Genomic DNA, 12,111 nt, shown 5'->3' with positions numbered 1-12,111 from the left:
CCATGCAGACATGGCCCATTCAAGACGCCAAGGCCCGGTTCAGCGAGTTCCTGGAAACCTGCCTCGCCGAGGGCCCGCAGATGGTTACCAAACGCGGCAGCGAAGCCGCCGTGCTCGTGCCCGTAGACGAATGGCGCCGCCTGCAAGCCGCCGCCCGCCCGTCGCTCAAGCAACTGCTGCTGACCGACGAGGCACGCGCCGTACTGGTCCTGCCCTCGCGCGGTCAGGCGCGGCGCCGCAAGCCCCCAGTGCTCGGCTGAACGGCCATGTACCTGCTCGACACCAATGTCGTCTCCGAGCTGCGCAGACCCAAGCCTCATGGCGCCGTGCTCGCATGGCTGCGGGGCATCGATGAACTGCAGTTGCACCTCTCCGCCGTCACCATCGGCGAGATCCAGGCTGGCATCGAAATCACCCGCGAGCAGGACGCCGCCAAAGCCGCCGAGATCGAGACCTGGCTCGCCCAGGTCGCTGCGGCCTACAACGTCCTGCCCATGGACGCCGCCGCCTTTCGCATCTGGGCGCAGCTGATGCACCGCCAGTCCGACACCCTCTACGAAGACGCCATGATCGCCGCCACCGCCAAGGCCCACGGCCTGACGGTGGTGACACGCAATCTGGCGGACTTCAAGCGGTTTGGGGTGGCGCTGGTGAATCCGTTCAAGGCGTAGGCGAAGAGCGGCTGGCTGCGGTTTTGGGTTCCGCAGCCACGCAGATTCCATATCGGCGTGGGCCTAACTCATATGCCGGCCACACGACTGCGGGAATCTCTTCCACGTAGCGCATATCAATCGTGAATTTGCCGCCGCGAGGAAATCTATATACAAAGCTAGCCAGCTCCAAACCCGGAGGCAGCCAACTCAGAGGAGACGTCCGCCAATGAGTACACGGCAAACGAATGGGTTGGATTCAGGCTGACCAAGCCAGCTTGAACGAAGGTTGCTTCCTCAACACTCGTCACCAATATCCATACGCGAATGTCACTCAAGACATGAGCGACCAGGGCACTTTGCTCCTCATTGATGAGGCCGGCCTGTTTGCGCATTTCCAGACTGGCCAGTCGATCCGAGAGGATGCTTTCAATCGTTTTGAGCCGCCATAGAACGGCTTCTGGGCGAAGGTTTGTGAAGTTTCCAAAATAGATTACCCGCGTTCCGCTGAAGTCGTTCAGAAGAGAGAAGCCGAGTGGGCTTCCTAGGTCGTGCAGATTCTTCTCGCCTTGATCGGCCAGCGAAGCGACCAAGCCACCCTTCGCTAGGAGAAATGCGCCGAGAAGTTGATCGATGGGGACCTCGGTTGGCTCGCGCTGCGTTGTCGCGGCGATTGCCTGATCAATCGCTTGCGAGGCAAGCCGCTCGAAGTCTCGGTTGCCGTACTTGATCGTATCTAGCCCGGCCACATTGAATGGAAGCTTCTGACTTGATCGTTGGAAGGGAATCACGTACTTATTGAAGCCGAGCATCAGTCCGTATTCCATATTGACGTTGGCACTAGGAATCTCTTGACCACCTGACTCGGAGTTGTTGAGAAGAACAATACAAAACTGTGCAGCAATGATCTTGGAGCAAATCTTCGCGCAGTATGCATTTTGGCCGGGCGTAAGGCTCCCGCCCGCTTCAATTGGTTGAATCGAGCGCTCTTCCAACAACTTCCGCAGAAGTGACATTTCGAGCGTACTCTCCTCAAATCCATACGCAATGAAGCAACTTCGCGTCGACGAAAATACAAAATCACAGCGCGGCAGTCCAATCACGCAGTGCAGGTTCTTGCGAATGCTGATGTCCAAGGTGAATCTCCATAATGCCCCGAGCGGCCTTGTGTGACTCTGCCAGTCTGCACAACGCAGACAGCTGACAAATAATGCCACGCTCACCAGATCCGCGTCATCGATCCGTTTGCGCTCTTCTCGCTGGCGCAGCATTCGGCAGTCTTCCTATCGCGGATCGCCCGCCGTTGCAATTGCAGCGCACACACCCACCGCCACCCACAAAGGCCCGCCCGGGCTGGCTGGGGCGCGGACTTTTGGGGCGCCGAGGAGCGGAGGCTTGTGGGGCGTGCGCGCAGCGCACTTCAACCTCTGACTTCGCGCCGCCTGTTCGACCGGAGCGTAGCGAAGGAAGTTCGGCGCGAGCCCCAGGGCGATGCCGGACGAGGCCTTCGCGGGCAGCGCATCCCTGGACTGAGGCGATCTGCGGCGTTGCAAATGCTCGCTGTAGCACGGCTACAGCTGTGCTTTGCGCCTAGCAGCTCATCCTCATCCAGGGCGCGCTGCACCGCGAGGCCTCATCCGACATCACCCGCCGAGCACCACAGGGCAGTCGCGCAGCGACCGCCCCAACTGGAGCGCCCCAGCCAGCCCGGGCGGGCCTTTGCCAACCCAGTCGCCGCACGAGCGCTCACCGCACAGGCCCAATCGCCGACAAGTGCAGAACAGCAGCTCAGCCCGGCTGCGGCCCGTCGTAGCCTTCAATGATGACGAGGTCGCCCTCGGACACCGGCTGGCGCAACTTGAGCGCAGCCTGGTACTCGGGCGAGTGGTAGCAGTCGAGCGCAGCTTGATAGCTGGGGAACTCGATGACGACGTTGCGGCTGCGGCTCGTGCCCTCCACGGCCTCGAAGCGCCCGCCGCGCACCACGAACCGCGCGCCGAAGGTCTTGAACGGCAGGGCGTTGGCGGCGACGTATCGCTTGTATTGCTCGGCGTCAGCGACGTCCACGCGGGCGATCCAAAATCCTTTGGCCATGACTCAATCCTTGGGTTTCAGCGCGCTGAAGTAGAGCACCGTCAAGGCCATCAGGCCCCCGCCCAGCAACACAGCAGCAAGCCAGCTCAGGCACAGTCCGCCCCACCCTGACGCTGCAACGCCCCTATGCGCCTGCCCACTCCCGTTCGCCTGGCCAGCCTGGCCGCTGTGCTGTGTCTTTGCGCTTGCGGTGGCCCTGGCGGGCCGGGAGGGCACGGCGGCAGGCCGGGGTTTGCGCCGGAGCCCATCACCCCACTGCCCACGCTGGACGCCGCGCTGCGCGTCAGCCATGTCGAGCTGCCGGACGGCCTGCCCGTGGAACTGCTGCGGCGGCCGGGCGGCGGGGCGCTGCCGGTGGTGGTCTACCTGCCGGGCCTGGGCCAGCACGAGAGCGCGGGCCAGCGCTGGAAGTGGGCCTGGGCCGAGGCGGGCTACGCGGTGGTGTCGCTGCAGCCGCTGGATGAGGACCTGAACGCCTGGCGCTCGGAGCTGGCACGCACAGGCGAGTTCGCGGCGCTGGGGCGCCTTCACTATGGCCCGGGCCTGCGTGAGCAGCGCCTGAAGGCCACGCAAACGGCGCTGGCGCAACTGCGGGCCAGCCTGCCGGCGGCGGAGCTGGACTGGCAGCGCGTGGTGGTGGCGGGCTACGAGACCGGTGCGCAAACGGCGCTCGACCTGGCGCGGCCGGGCCCCGCCTGGCAACCCCAAGGCGTGCTGGCCATCAGCCCGCAGCCCGAGCCCGCACCACCCATGACGGTGGGCCCTGCCACCCCCGCGCCCACGCCACTGGGGGTACCGGCCTTGCTGGTCTCAAGCGACGCCGACCTGGACCCGCTCAGCCTGCTGCGCGAGTCCGCCCAGCGCCTGGGCGTGGTAGACGCTGCCAGCCCCTGGGCGCGCTGGGTGGTGCTGCACGGCACCAGCCACGCGGGCCTGGCCGGCACCTTGCCGACCCTGCATGAGGCCGAGCAGGACGTGCGCAGAGGCATGTCACGCGGCGTGGGTGCGGGAGGTGAGGGTGGCGGCGGGCGCCGTGGGCGCGGTGGCGGTGGTGGCATGTACGGCGAAGGGGGCGGTGGTGGCGCCGGTGCCGCCGGCGTGGCACGCGGCGGCCTGCGCAGCGGCAGCGCCAGCGAGGCGGCGCGGGCCGACCTGCGTCAGGCCCTACAGGCCAGCCTCGACTTCCTGGCCGCCCACCTGCGCGGCGATACGGCAGCCCAGGCCCGACTGCAAAACCTGCCCCCACCCCGCTTTGACCCGCTGGCCGCCAGCGCCGACGCCCAGCGCCGGCCCCAACCCAGGCCGGGCAGACCCGGCGGCCCTGGCGCCCCAGACCCCGCAACCCGGGGGGACGCGCGCCCCGAACCACCGCCCCGCTGAGACGGCGCAGAGACGGCCCCTGCCGACGATGGCGTCAGCCCCAAGCCCTGGGGCCGATCCCGTCCACTCTCAGGAACGCTGTCATGTCTGTGCGCTCTGCCCTTGTTCTCGCCACGGCGGCCACCCTGGCCCTGCCCAGCCTCGCGGCCACGCCCACCTTTTTTGGCCCGCTGGCCTACACCTCCAGCGCCGACATCCCGGCCGGCTTCTACGCGGCCGGCCCGACCCTGCTGGAAACGCTGGAAGACGGCGCGCTCGACAGCCGCCTCGCCGCCAGCCACGGCGTGCTGCTCAGCGATGGCTTCATCGGGGCGCGCGACTCGGTGGACGCCGATGACGGCAGCCTGGACGGCACCTGCGGCCCGCAAACGACCGGCCGCTGCGCCAGCTGGTTCAATGGCGCCGGCAATGAGGGCGTGACCTTCACCTACGTGGGCAGCGGCCCGGCGCCCACCGCCTTTGGCCTGGTCTGGACCGACGGGGCCGGCACCATCACCTTCAGCGCCGCGGGGGCCGACGGCAGCAGCCTGGGCAGCATCACGGCCAGCGGGTTTGCCGATGGCAGCTTCAGTGCCACCACCGGCGAGGACCGTTTCTTCGGCGTGCAGTTCGCAGGCGGGATCCGCTCCATCACCATCACCAACAACTCCGGCGGCATCGAGGTGGACCACATCCAGTTTGGCCAGATGGCGCCTGTGCCCGAGCCAGGCAGCTGGGCCTTGATGCTGGCGGGCGCCGGCCTGCTAGCCCTCCGGCGGCGCCGTCAGGCCTGAGCAGCGCAAAGGCACCGGCACCATGCGCACTCTCCCAACCCTCTCGGCCCTGCGTCACACGCTCGCCGGCCTGGCCCTGTGCCTCGGCGCCCTGGCTGCGCCCGGCGCCCAGGCGGCCCTCACCAGCTACACGGTGACGGGCCACTTCACCGGCAACACCTCGGACGACGCCACCCTCGTCGCGGCCATCGCGCCGCTGCTGGGTGCCGGGCAGGCGCTCAGCCTGCAGCTCACGCTCGACACGGCCACCGCCGCCACGGGCGTGACCCCCGGTTTTGGCGCCACCATCTATCCGGCCGTCACGGCCAGCAGCGGGCGCTTTGCGGGCTTTGACGACGCCACCAGCTCGGGCTGCACCCACCCTTCGGATTTCATCTGCAGCGTCCATATCGAGAGTGGCCTCGGCGGCTTTGCCGACCCGGATCGGGTCTCCGTCTTCCCGGCCATTCTGCGAAGCACGGCGCTGGAAGCTGCCAGCGGCCTCGGGCGACTGCTGAGCCTGCAAGCCATGATGTTCTTCAACGACTTCGGCGGCAGCGCGTTTGCCAGCGATGCGCCGGACCTGGACCTCAGCACCCTCAGCCTCAACGGCTGGACGGGCCAGTTCGGCGTGTTTGCGCTGAAGGACACCGGCGGCTTCGACCGCGCAAGCTTCGAGTTCAGCGTGGACAGCATCCGCCTGGGTGCGCCGGACGACAACGGCGGCGGGCACCGTGTGCCCGAGCCCGCATCGCTCGCACTGGTGTTGCTGGCCCTGGTACTGCTCGGCCTTGGGGCCCGGGCCCAAGGCGCACGCCGGGCAGGGTGAAGGCCCGCCCGCCACGCCGCCTCCCCAAAGCCCACCCGAGAACCCCGCCATGAGCACCTCGCCGCCCCCCGTGCCCTTCCCCAAAGCCCCGGTCGCATCGGCGCGCCGCACCCTGGCCTTGCTAGCGATCGTGAGCACGAGCAGCGCCGAGAACAGCCACCGCTTCACGCGCGACCTCTGCGCCGCCTCCGACCACCCCGCGTCCAGCGGCGCCGACCTGCCGGGCCGCCAGGCCTGAAGTCCCACCCTTCCCTTTTGCGAGACCACCCCCATGTCCACCCGCCGACACCTTGCCCTGCGCGCCCTGCCTGCGGCGCTGGCCTTGATGGGCCTGTGCCCGGGCCTCGGAGGCGCTGCCGTCCACACCTGGACGGGCGCCAGCAGCGCCAACTGGAGCGACGCCAGCAACTGGGCCGCCGGTCTGCCCACGGCGGGTGCGGATGCCGAGCTGGTGCTCGACAGCGCCACGCGGCCGGCCAGCTTCAATGACATCGCCGGGGGCTTCACGCTCAACCGGCTGACCCTGGGGCCCACCGCAGCGGCACCGACGCTGAGCGGCAACCTGCTGCGCTTTCAAGGAGCGGGCGCGCAGTTGGCCATGCAATCCAACCTGGGTGCCGGCACGGTGAACAACGCCTTGGTACTGGACAGCACGCTCGGCGTGGCCGGGGGGCCGAGCTTCAGCAGCCAGCTGTTCCTGCGCGGCGCCATCAGCGGCAGCGGTGGCTTGAACGCACTCAGCGGTGCCACGGTGATGAGTGGCAGCAACAGCTTCAGCGGCGCCACCAGCGTGGCCAGCGGGGCGGTGCTGGGGGTGGCGGGCGGCGCGCTGGCAGGCACGAGCAGCATCCAGGTCGATCACGGCGGCGAGCTGCAGATCGTGGACTCGAACGTCATGACCACACTGGCCCGGCCCATCACCCTGGGTGGGCGCTTGAGCAGCAGTGCCGGCTTCGTGGAAACGCTGTTCGGCATCGCGCCCGGTGGCAATGTGAGCGGTGCGATCACGCTGACCGACAGCGCCGAGATCATGGCGCTCGGAGGCACGGCGCCCAAGCCGGTTAAGTTCGTGGTCAGCGGTGCGGTCGATCGCGCCGGCCAGGCGCTGCAACTGCGCACGGCGGGCGCTCAGAACACGCTGCAGCTCGGCGCCATCAAAGGCGCGGGCAGCCTCACCCTGCGGCCCGAGGGCAGCAACATCAGCACGGGCGCCGTGAGCGGCAATGGCGATGTGCTGGCCACGGGCGCCGGCGGCACCGCCACGGTGGCCAGCCTGGCCGGCGACGGGCGCGTGCTGGTGGACTTTGCGGCGGGCGGCTTCGGCCAGCTGGTCATCACCGGCGCGCTCAGCGGCCAGCGTGACCTGGACGTGCGCAGCGGCACGCTGGACCTCCGCACCACGGTGCCGCTCAGCTTCACGGGCCAGATCACGCTGAGCGGCAACGGCACGCTCAGCCTCGGCCGCGAGAGCTATCTGGGCAGCGCCAGCCCGGTGCTGCAGTTCGAGAACGGCGGCCGGCTGGAGCTGCGCGACGGCTTTGGCCTCAGCCGCAGCATCGTCACCACCGGCGGCCGTGGCGTGCTGCAGTTCATTGGCGGCGGCGCCAACACGGTCAGCAGCAATATCAGCGGCGACGGCGGCTTCAGCTTCGTCGGCGGTGTCATCACGGCCACGGGCAACAACAGCTTTGCCGGTGGGCTCGGCGTACTGAACGACGGCACGGTCAATGCCAATGGTCAGCCCAACTTCACGGTGCTGCGCTTCAACCACGACGGCAACCTGGGCGCCGCAGGCCAGGGCATCCTGCTGGCCGGTGGCCTGGCCCTGCCCGATGGCTACGCGCTGAGCCGGCCGCTGACCCTGTCCGGCACGGCCGCGTCCGTCAGCGGCAGTGGTGCGCACACCATCAGCAGCAATATCTCTGGCGACGGCCGGCTCAACCTCGGCGGCGCCGCGCGCTTTGAACTGACGGGCACCAACACCCACACCGGCGGCGTGGCCCTGGCGGGGCAATCCAACGGGCAGGCCGCCGAGCTGGTGATCGACAGCGATGCGCGCCTGGGCGCCCCGGGCGGTGTGCTCAACATCGGCCGCAGCAGCGGCTTCTCCTCACTGCCCGGCACCCTGGTGGCGGCCGGCAACCTGAACATCGCCGCCACGCGCAGCACCAGCTTCCGCGACATGACGGTGGACACCGGCGGCTTTGAGGTGGTGTTCAACCAGCCCATCAATGGCCTCGGCATGACCAAGGCCGGCGCCGGCACCTGGCTGCTGAACACCGCCAACACCAACAGCAGCGGCGACAACCGCGTGGACGTGCTGCAAGGCCGCCTGGCCCTGGGCGTGGACGAGGCCCTGGGCACGCGCAGCAATGCCACGCTGAGCAGCGGCGCCGAGCTGGCGCTGGGCGGCCGCGTGCTGACGCTGCAGAGCCTGAACACGCAGGACGGCAGCCTGGTGGACCTCGGCAACGGCGGCAGCCTGCGCCCGCTCTTTGCCACGCTGGACGGCACGCTCGCCGGCACCGGCAGCCTCGTCGTCGGGCGCGCGGGCTTCTCGCCCGGCGCGGTGACGCTGAACGGCGCCAACAGCTTCAGCGGCAGCATCACCGTGGCCCACGGCAGCCGCCTCACGCTCGGGCACGCCCAGGCGCTGGGCGCCGCCGGCAATGCGCTCTTGATCGATAACGGCAACCTCGAAGCGACCTCCCGCATGGCCGCCCCGCTGGTCATCAGCAATGCGATGAACCTGAGCATCGGCCCGGGCGGCGCCGGTTTTGTGGCGGGCGGTCAGTCCATCGTGATCGAGCGTGCCTTGAGCGGCCCGCTCGCCCTCAAGATCCAGGGCGGCAGCATGCCGGGCAGCAGCGACAAGTTCGACGTGCGGCTCACCAACGCCGGCAACAGCTTCACCGGCGACCTGGTGCTGGGCGACCCGCAAGGCTTTGGCAGCGCCGTGCTGGGCCTGACCAGCGACGGCGCTCTGGGCGCCGCCAACAACCGGCTCATCCTGGGCAAGAGCTTCTTCGACGGCGAGAGCACCCGCAGCGCCCAGGGCGGCCTGCGCGCCTGGGGCTCGTTCAGCCTGGCTGCGGGCCGCAGCGTGCTGCTGGACGGCAGCGCGGGCGATGAGGCCGGTTTCATCGACACCAATGGCCACACCCTGGTGGTGCCGGGCAGCATCGGCGAGCTGGCCTCAGGCCTCGGCTTGCTCAAGACCGGCGCGGGCACCCTGGTGCTGAACGGCGTGCAGGCCTACACCGGCCGCACCACGGTGAACGAAGGCACGCTGGGCGGCCATGGCGAGGTGGCCAGCCTCAGCGTGCAAGCGGCCGAGCTGGCGCCTGGCGAGAGTGCAGGCCTCTTCAGCGTGCGCGGCGACCTGAGCTTCAGCGGCGGCGCGCTGCTGAGCATGGAGCTGGGCGGCCTGACGCGCGGCGCGGGCTATGACGCTCTGACCGTAGGCGGCAGCGTGGACCTCGGTGGCGACACGGTGCTGCAGCTGAGCTTCATCAACGGCTTCAGCGCCGCAGCCGGCCAGAGCTTTGTGCTGATCGACGCGGCCGGGGGCGTGTTTGGCCAGTTCGGCAACGTGGCCGACGGCGAGCGCCTGAGCGTGCAGGACGGCCGCGGCAGCTTCGTCGTCCACTACGGCAGCGGGCCCGGCCTGGTGCTGAGCGACTTCCAGGCCGCCGCCGTGCCCGAGCCGGGGACCTGGGGGCTGATGGGCCTGGGCCTGGCGGTGCTGGGCTGGCGGGCACGCCGCCAGCGCTGATCAGTCTTCCAGCCCCAGGAAGCCGCCGCTCTGGTGCGCCCAGAGCCGGGCGTAGATGCCGTTCATGGCCAGCAGCTCGGCGTGGCTGCCTTGCTCGACGATGCGGCCGGCGTCCATGACGACGAGGCGGTCGAGCGCGGCGATGGTGGAGAGGCGGTGGGCGATGGCGATCACCGTCTTGCCTTCCATCAGCGTGTAGAGGCTCTCCTGGATGGCGGCCTCGACCTCGGAGTCGAGCGCGCTGGTGGCTTCGTCGAGCACCAGCAGGGGCGCGTCCTTGAGCATCACGCGGGCGATGGCGATGCGCTGGCGCTGGCCGCCACTGAGCTTGACGCCGCGCTCGCCCACGTGCGCCTCCATGCCGCGCCGGCCCTTGGGGTCGGACAGGCCTTCGATAAAGTCGCTGGCGTGGGCACGCTCGGCGGCCAGGCGCAGGGCCTCGTCGGTGGCCTCGGGGCGGCCGTAGCGGATGTTGTCGGCCACCGAACGGTGCAGCAGCGAGGTGTCCTGCGTGACCATGCCGATGTGGCTGCGCAGTGAATCCTGGGTGACACGGGCGATGTCTTGCCCGTCGATCAGGATGCGGCCGCTGCCGCCCTCGGTCTGCGGCAGGTCATGCAGGCGCAGCAGCAGGTTGACGAGGGTGCTCTTGCCGGCACCGCTGCGGCCCACGAGGCCGATCTTCTCGCCGGGGCGGATGGTGAGGTCGAGGCCCTCGATGACGCGTTTGCCGTTGGGGTAATGGAAGTTCAGCGCCTCGAAGCGCACCTCGCCGCGCGGCACCGTCAGCTCGGTGGCGCCGGGTGCGTCCACCACGCCGGCCGCCTTGGTGAGCGTGGCCATACCGTCCTGCACGGTACCGACGTGCTCGAACAGGCTGGCCATCTCCCACATCACCCAGTGCGAGATGCCGTTGAGCCGCATGGCCATGGCGGTGGCCGCCGCCACGGCGCCCACGCCGATCAGGCTGCCGCCCCAGAGCCACAGCGCCATCACCGCCGTGCTGCCCACCAGCAGGGCCGACAGGATGGTGTTGACGATCTCGAACGCGGTGACCAGACGCATCTGGCCGTGCACCGTGGTCATGAACTCCTGCATGGCCTCACGCGCATAGCCGGCCTCGCGGCGGCCGTGGGCGAAGAGCTTGACGGTGGCGATGTTGGTATAGGCGTCGGTGATGCGGCCGGTCATCAGGCTGCGCGCATCGGCCTGCAGCTTGCCCACCTTGCCCAGGCGCGGCACGAAGTAGACGAGGGTCAGCACATAGAGCGCCAACCAGCCCCCAAACGGCGCCATCAGCCAGGGGTCGAAGCTGGCCACCACACCGACGAGGGTGCCGAAGTAGACGATCACGTAGACCAGGATGTCGGCCACGATGAACCAGGTGTCGCGCACGGCCAGCGCCGTCTGCATGACCTTGGTGGAGATGCGGCCGGCAAACTCGTCTCCGAAGAACGAGAGGCTCTGCTGCAGCATGCGGCCGTGGAACAGCCAGCGCAGGCGCATCGGGAAGTTGCCGAACACGCCCTGGTACTTGGTCAGCGCCTGCACGATGGCGAGCGCGATGCTGGCGCCCAGCACCCCCAGCAGCAGCCACAGCATGCGCGGCGGCGCGGCCCAGAGCTGCTCTGGCTTGAGCGCGGCCAGGCCGTCCACCAGGGACGCAACGAGACTGAAGAGCAAGGCCTCGGCCACCGCGATGCCAGCGGTGAGCAAGGTGAGCACCAGCAAGTGCTGCCGCACGCCCTCTGCGCAACGCCACAGGAAGGCGAAGAAGCGCGGCGGCGGGGCGAAGTCGGGGCGGTGGGGGTAGGGGTCAACCAGGCGCTCGACGCGCGTGGCCAGGGCGGTGAACAGCTGCATGCCGCAAGTGTCGCAGCCAGCGGCGTCAGTGGCTGTCAGCAGCGTCGACTCATTGACCGTTCAGCGCCGCCCGCGTGCCGCGTCGCGGCGGCGCCAGTACTGGAAGGCGTCCTCGTGGTGCTCCAGGTCCAGCTCCTGCACGCGCTCTAGCAAGCGCTCCTGCACCTGGGCCACGGCTTGGTTGTAGACCAGCGGGCCGATCTCTTCGAGAAAGTAGGCGAGCAGGCTGCCAGCGGCGATGTTGCCGATGCGCTGGTCCAGCTCCTGCTCGAAATAGCGCTCGATGGAGCGCACCGCCTCGGCGCGGGCCTCGCGGTCCAGCTCGATGGCCATGCTCAGCGCGACGCGGCAGAGGCCGCTGGCACGGCCGGCAGATTGGGCACACCGATGTTGGGCGCCAGCGGCACCTCGTCGGTCAAGACCACCTGGGTGACGAAGTAGCGCGTTTCACCAAAGCAGCTGCCGGGCAAGCCCACCTTCTGCTCGTAGTGCAGGGCCACGCGGCGACCCATCAGCTTGTTGATCTGCTCGGCCGTCGCCCCGTCATGCACGGTGAACTCGAAGCGCTCCACCGCCAGGCTGCCCGGCACCGCCATCGACAGCTCGCCCTCCCAGGTCTTGCAGACCCAGCCCTTGCGCGAGAACTTCTGCACCCAGCCGGCGCGCTCGCCGTCTGAGTAGCTCCACTGCCAGGCCAGCGCAAAGTAGGCGGCCAGCAGCAGGACGAGCGAAAGGGCGACGAGTGCAAGGCGCAGGCGCATGGGCTTG

At 69.0% G+C, this 12,111-nt stretch carries 12 protein-coding genes; 7 read left to right on the top strand and 5 right to left on the bottom strand.

Translation table 11 applies throughout. The features are described 5' to 3' along the window. Positions 1-2: 2 nt before the first annotated feature. Both ABDJ85_RS04495 and ABDJ85_RS04490 read left to right on the top strand, forming a co-directional pair. Positions 3-260 carry a type II toxin-antitoxin system Phd/YefM family antitoxin gene (locus tag ABDJ85_RS04495; RefSeq protein WP_347703538.1) on the top strand — a complete coding sequence of 86 codons (258 nt, stop codon included), beginning with the start codon at positions 3-5 and terminating at the stop codon, positions 258-260. Between the two features lie 6 nt (positions 261-266). Continuing rightward, complete coding sequence (locus ABDJ85_RS04490; protein WP_347703537.1) at positions 267-671, top strand: type II toxin-antitoxin system VapC family toxin; 405 nt, start codon at positions 267-269, stop codon at positions 669-671. A gap of 158 nt (positions 672-829) precedes the next feature. Here the strand turns inward: ABDJ85_RS04490 and ABDJ85_RS04485 are convergent, their stop codons facing one another. Together ABDJ85_RS04485 and ABDJ85_RS04480 are read right to left on the bottom strand one after the other, a co-directional pair. Beyond that, a complete protein-coding gene (locus tag ABDJ85_RS04485) occupies positions 830-1,921 on the bottom strand; it encodes a hypothetical protein (protein WP_347703536.1) in 1,092 nt (363 codons plus the stop codon). 517 nt (positions 1,922-2,438) lie between these two features. After that, complete coding sequence (locus ABDJ85_RS04480; RefSeq protein WP_347703535.1) at positions 2,439-2,744, bottom strand: DUF1330 domain-containing protein; 306 nt, start codon at positions 2,742-2,744, stop codon at positions 2,439-2,441. 126 nt (positions 2,745-2,870) lie between these two features. On the opposite strand from ABDJ85_RS04480, the gene ABDJ85_RS04475 reads away from it, so the two are divergent. The 5 genes from ABDJ85_RS04475 (at position 2,871) to ABDJ85_RS04455 (ending at position 9,480) form a co-directional block, all read left to right on the top strand. Beyond that, positions 2,871-4,124 carry an alpha/beta hydrolase gene (locus ABDJ85_RS04475; RefSeq protein WP_347703534.1) on the top strand — a complete coding sequence of 418 codons (1,254 nt, stop codon included), beginning with the start codon at positions 2,871-2,873 and terminating at the stop codon, positions 4,122-4,124. 83 nt (positions 4,125-4,207) lie between these two features. Then, positions 4,208-4,897, top strand: a complete 690-nt coding sequence (locus ABDJ85_RS04470; protein ID WP_347703533.1) for a PEP-CTERM sorting domain-containing protein — start codon at positions 4,208-4,210, stop codon at positions 4,895-4,897. Between the two features lie 22 nt (positions 4,898-4,919). Further along, positions 4,920-5,705, top strand: coding sequence for a PEP-CTERM sorting domain-containing protein (locus tag ABDJ85_RS04465; protein ID WP_347703532.1), 786 nt, complete (start codon positions 4,920-4,922; stop codon positions 5,703-5,705). 49 nt (positions 5,706-5,754) lie between these two features. Then, the gene (locus tag ABDJ85_RS04460) at positions 5,755-5,943 is read left to right on the top strand and encodes a hypothetical protein (protein WP_347703531.1); all 189 of its coding nucleotides are present in this window, start codon (positions 5,755-5,757) and stop codon (positions 5,941-5,943) included. 33 nt (positions 5,944-5,976) lie between these two features. Continuing rightward, a complete protein-coding gene (locus tag ABDJ85_RS04455; RefSeq protein WP_347703530.1) occupies positions 5,977-9,480 on the top strand; it encodes a beta strand repeat-containing protein in 3,504 nt (1,167 codons plus the stop codon). Here ABDJ85_RS04455 and ABDJ85_RS04450 read toward each other — a convergent pair whose 3' ends face one another. Genes ABDJ85_RS04450 through ABDJ85_RS04440 form a run of 3 tightly spaced genes read right to left on the bottom strand, consistent with a single transcriptional unit; the run spans position 9,481 to position 12,104 of the window. Continuing rightward, positions 9,481-11,343 carry an ABC transporter ATP-binding protein gene (locus tag ABDJ85_RS04450; RefSeq protein WP_347703529.1) on the bottom strand — a complete coding sequence of 621 codons (1,863 nt, stop codon included), beginning with the start codon at positions 11,341-11,343 and terminating at the stop codon, positions 9,481-9,483. A gap of 60 nt (positions 11,344-11,403) precedes the next feature. Continuing rightward, the gene (locus ABDJ85_RS04445) at positions 11,404-11,676 is read right to left on the bottom strand and encodes a DUF2164 domain-containing protein (RefSeq protein WP_347703528.1); all 273 of its coding nucleotides are present in this window, start codon (positions 11,674-11,676) and stop codon (positions 11,404-11,406) included. Positions 11,677-11,678: 2 nt separating this feature from the next. Then, the gene (locus tag ABDJ85_RS04440) at positions 11,679-12,104 is read right to left on the bottom strand and encodes a hypothetical protein (RefSeq protein WP_347703527.1); all 426 of its coding nucleotides are present in this window, start codon (positions 12,102-12,104) and stop codon (positions 11,679-11,681) included. Between the last annotated feature and the right edge of the window lie 7 nt (positions 12,105-12,111).

Origin of the sequence: Roseateles paludis (assembly GCF_039872745.1) — a bacterium.
Taxonomy (GTDB): domain Bacteria; phylum Pseudomonadota; class Gammaproteobacteria; order Burkholderiales; family Burkholderiaceae_C; genus Pelomonas; species Pelomonas paludis.
Note: the sequence above shows the minus strand (reverse complement) of the source record. Positions and strands in the feature narration are given on the sequence as shown.

Excerpts from the sequence above, each read along its gene's own strand:
- ABDJ85_RS04440 (WP_347703527.1), bottom strand. The coding sequence starts at position 12,104 with ATGCGCCTGCGCCTTGCACTCGTCGCCCTTTCGCTCGTCCTGCTGCTG.
- ABDJ85_RS04460 (WP_347703531.1), top strand. The coding sequence starts at position 5,755 with ATGAGCACCTCGCCGCCCCCCGTGCCCTTCCCCAAAGCCCCGGTCGCA.
- ABDJ85_RS04480 (WP_347703535.1), bottom strand. The coding sequence starts at position 2,744 with ATGGCCAAAGGATTTTGGATCGCCCGCGTGGACGTCGCTGACGCCGAG.
- ABDJ85_RS04470 (WP_347703533.1), top strand. The coding sequence starts at position 4,208 with ATGTCTGTGCGCTCTGCCCTTGTTCTCGCCACGGCGGCCACCCTGGCC.
- ABDJ85_RS04475 (WP_347703534.1), top strand. The coding sequence starts at position 2,871 with ATGCGCCTGCCCACTCCCGTTCGCCTGGCCAGCCTGGCCGCTGTGCTG.
- ABDJ85_RS04485 (WP_347703536.1), bottom strand. The coding sequence starts at position 1,921 with ATGCTGCGCCAGCGAGAAGAGCGCAAACGGATCGATGACGCGGATCTG.
- ABDJ85_RS04490 (WP_347703537.1), top strand. The coding sequence starts at position 267 with ATGTACCTGCTCGACACCAATGTCGTCTCCGAGCTGCGCAGACCCAAG.
- ABDJ85_RS04445 (WP_347703528.1), bottom strand. The coding sequence starts at position 11,676 with ATGGCCATCGAGCTGGACCGCGAGGCCCGCGCCGAGGCGGTGCGCTCC.
- ABDJ85_RS04465 (WP_347703532.1), top strand. The coding sequence starts at position 4,920 with ATGCGCACTCTCCCAACCCTCTCGGCCCTGCGTCACACGCTCGCCGGC.
- ABDJ85_RS04495 (WP_347703538.1), top strand. The coding sequence starts at position 3 with ATGCAGACATGGCCCATTCAAGACGCCAAGGCCCGGTTCAGCGAGTTC.
- ABDJ85_RS04450 (WP_347703529.1), bottom strand. The coding sequence starts at position 11,343 with ATGCAGCTGTTCACCGCCCTGGCCACGCGCGTCGAGCGCCTGGTTGAC.
- ABDJ85_RS04455 (WP_347703530.1), top strand. The coding sequence starts at position 5,977 with ATGTCCACCCGCCGACACCTTGCCCTGCGCGCCCTGCCTGCGGCGCTG.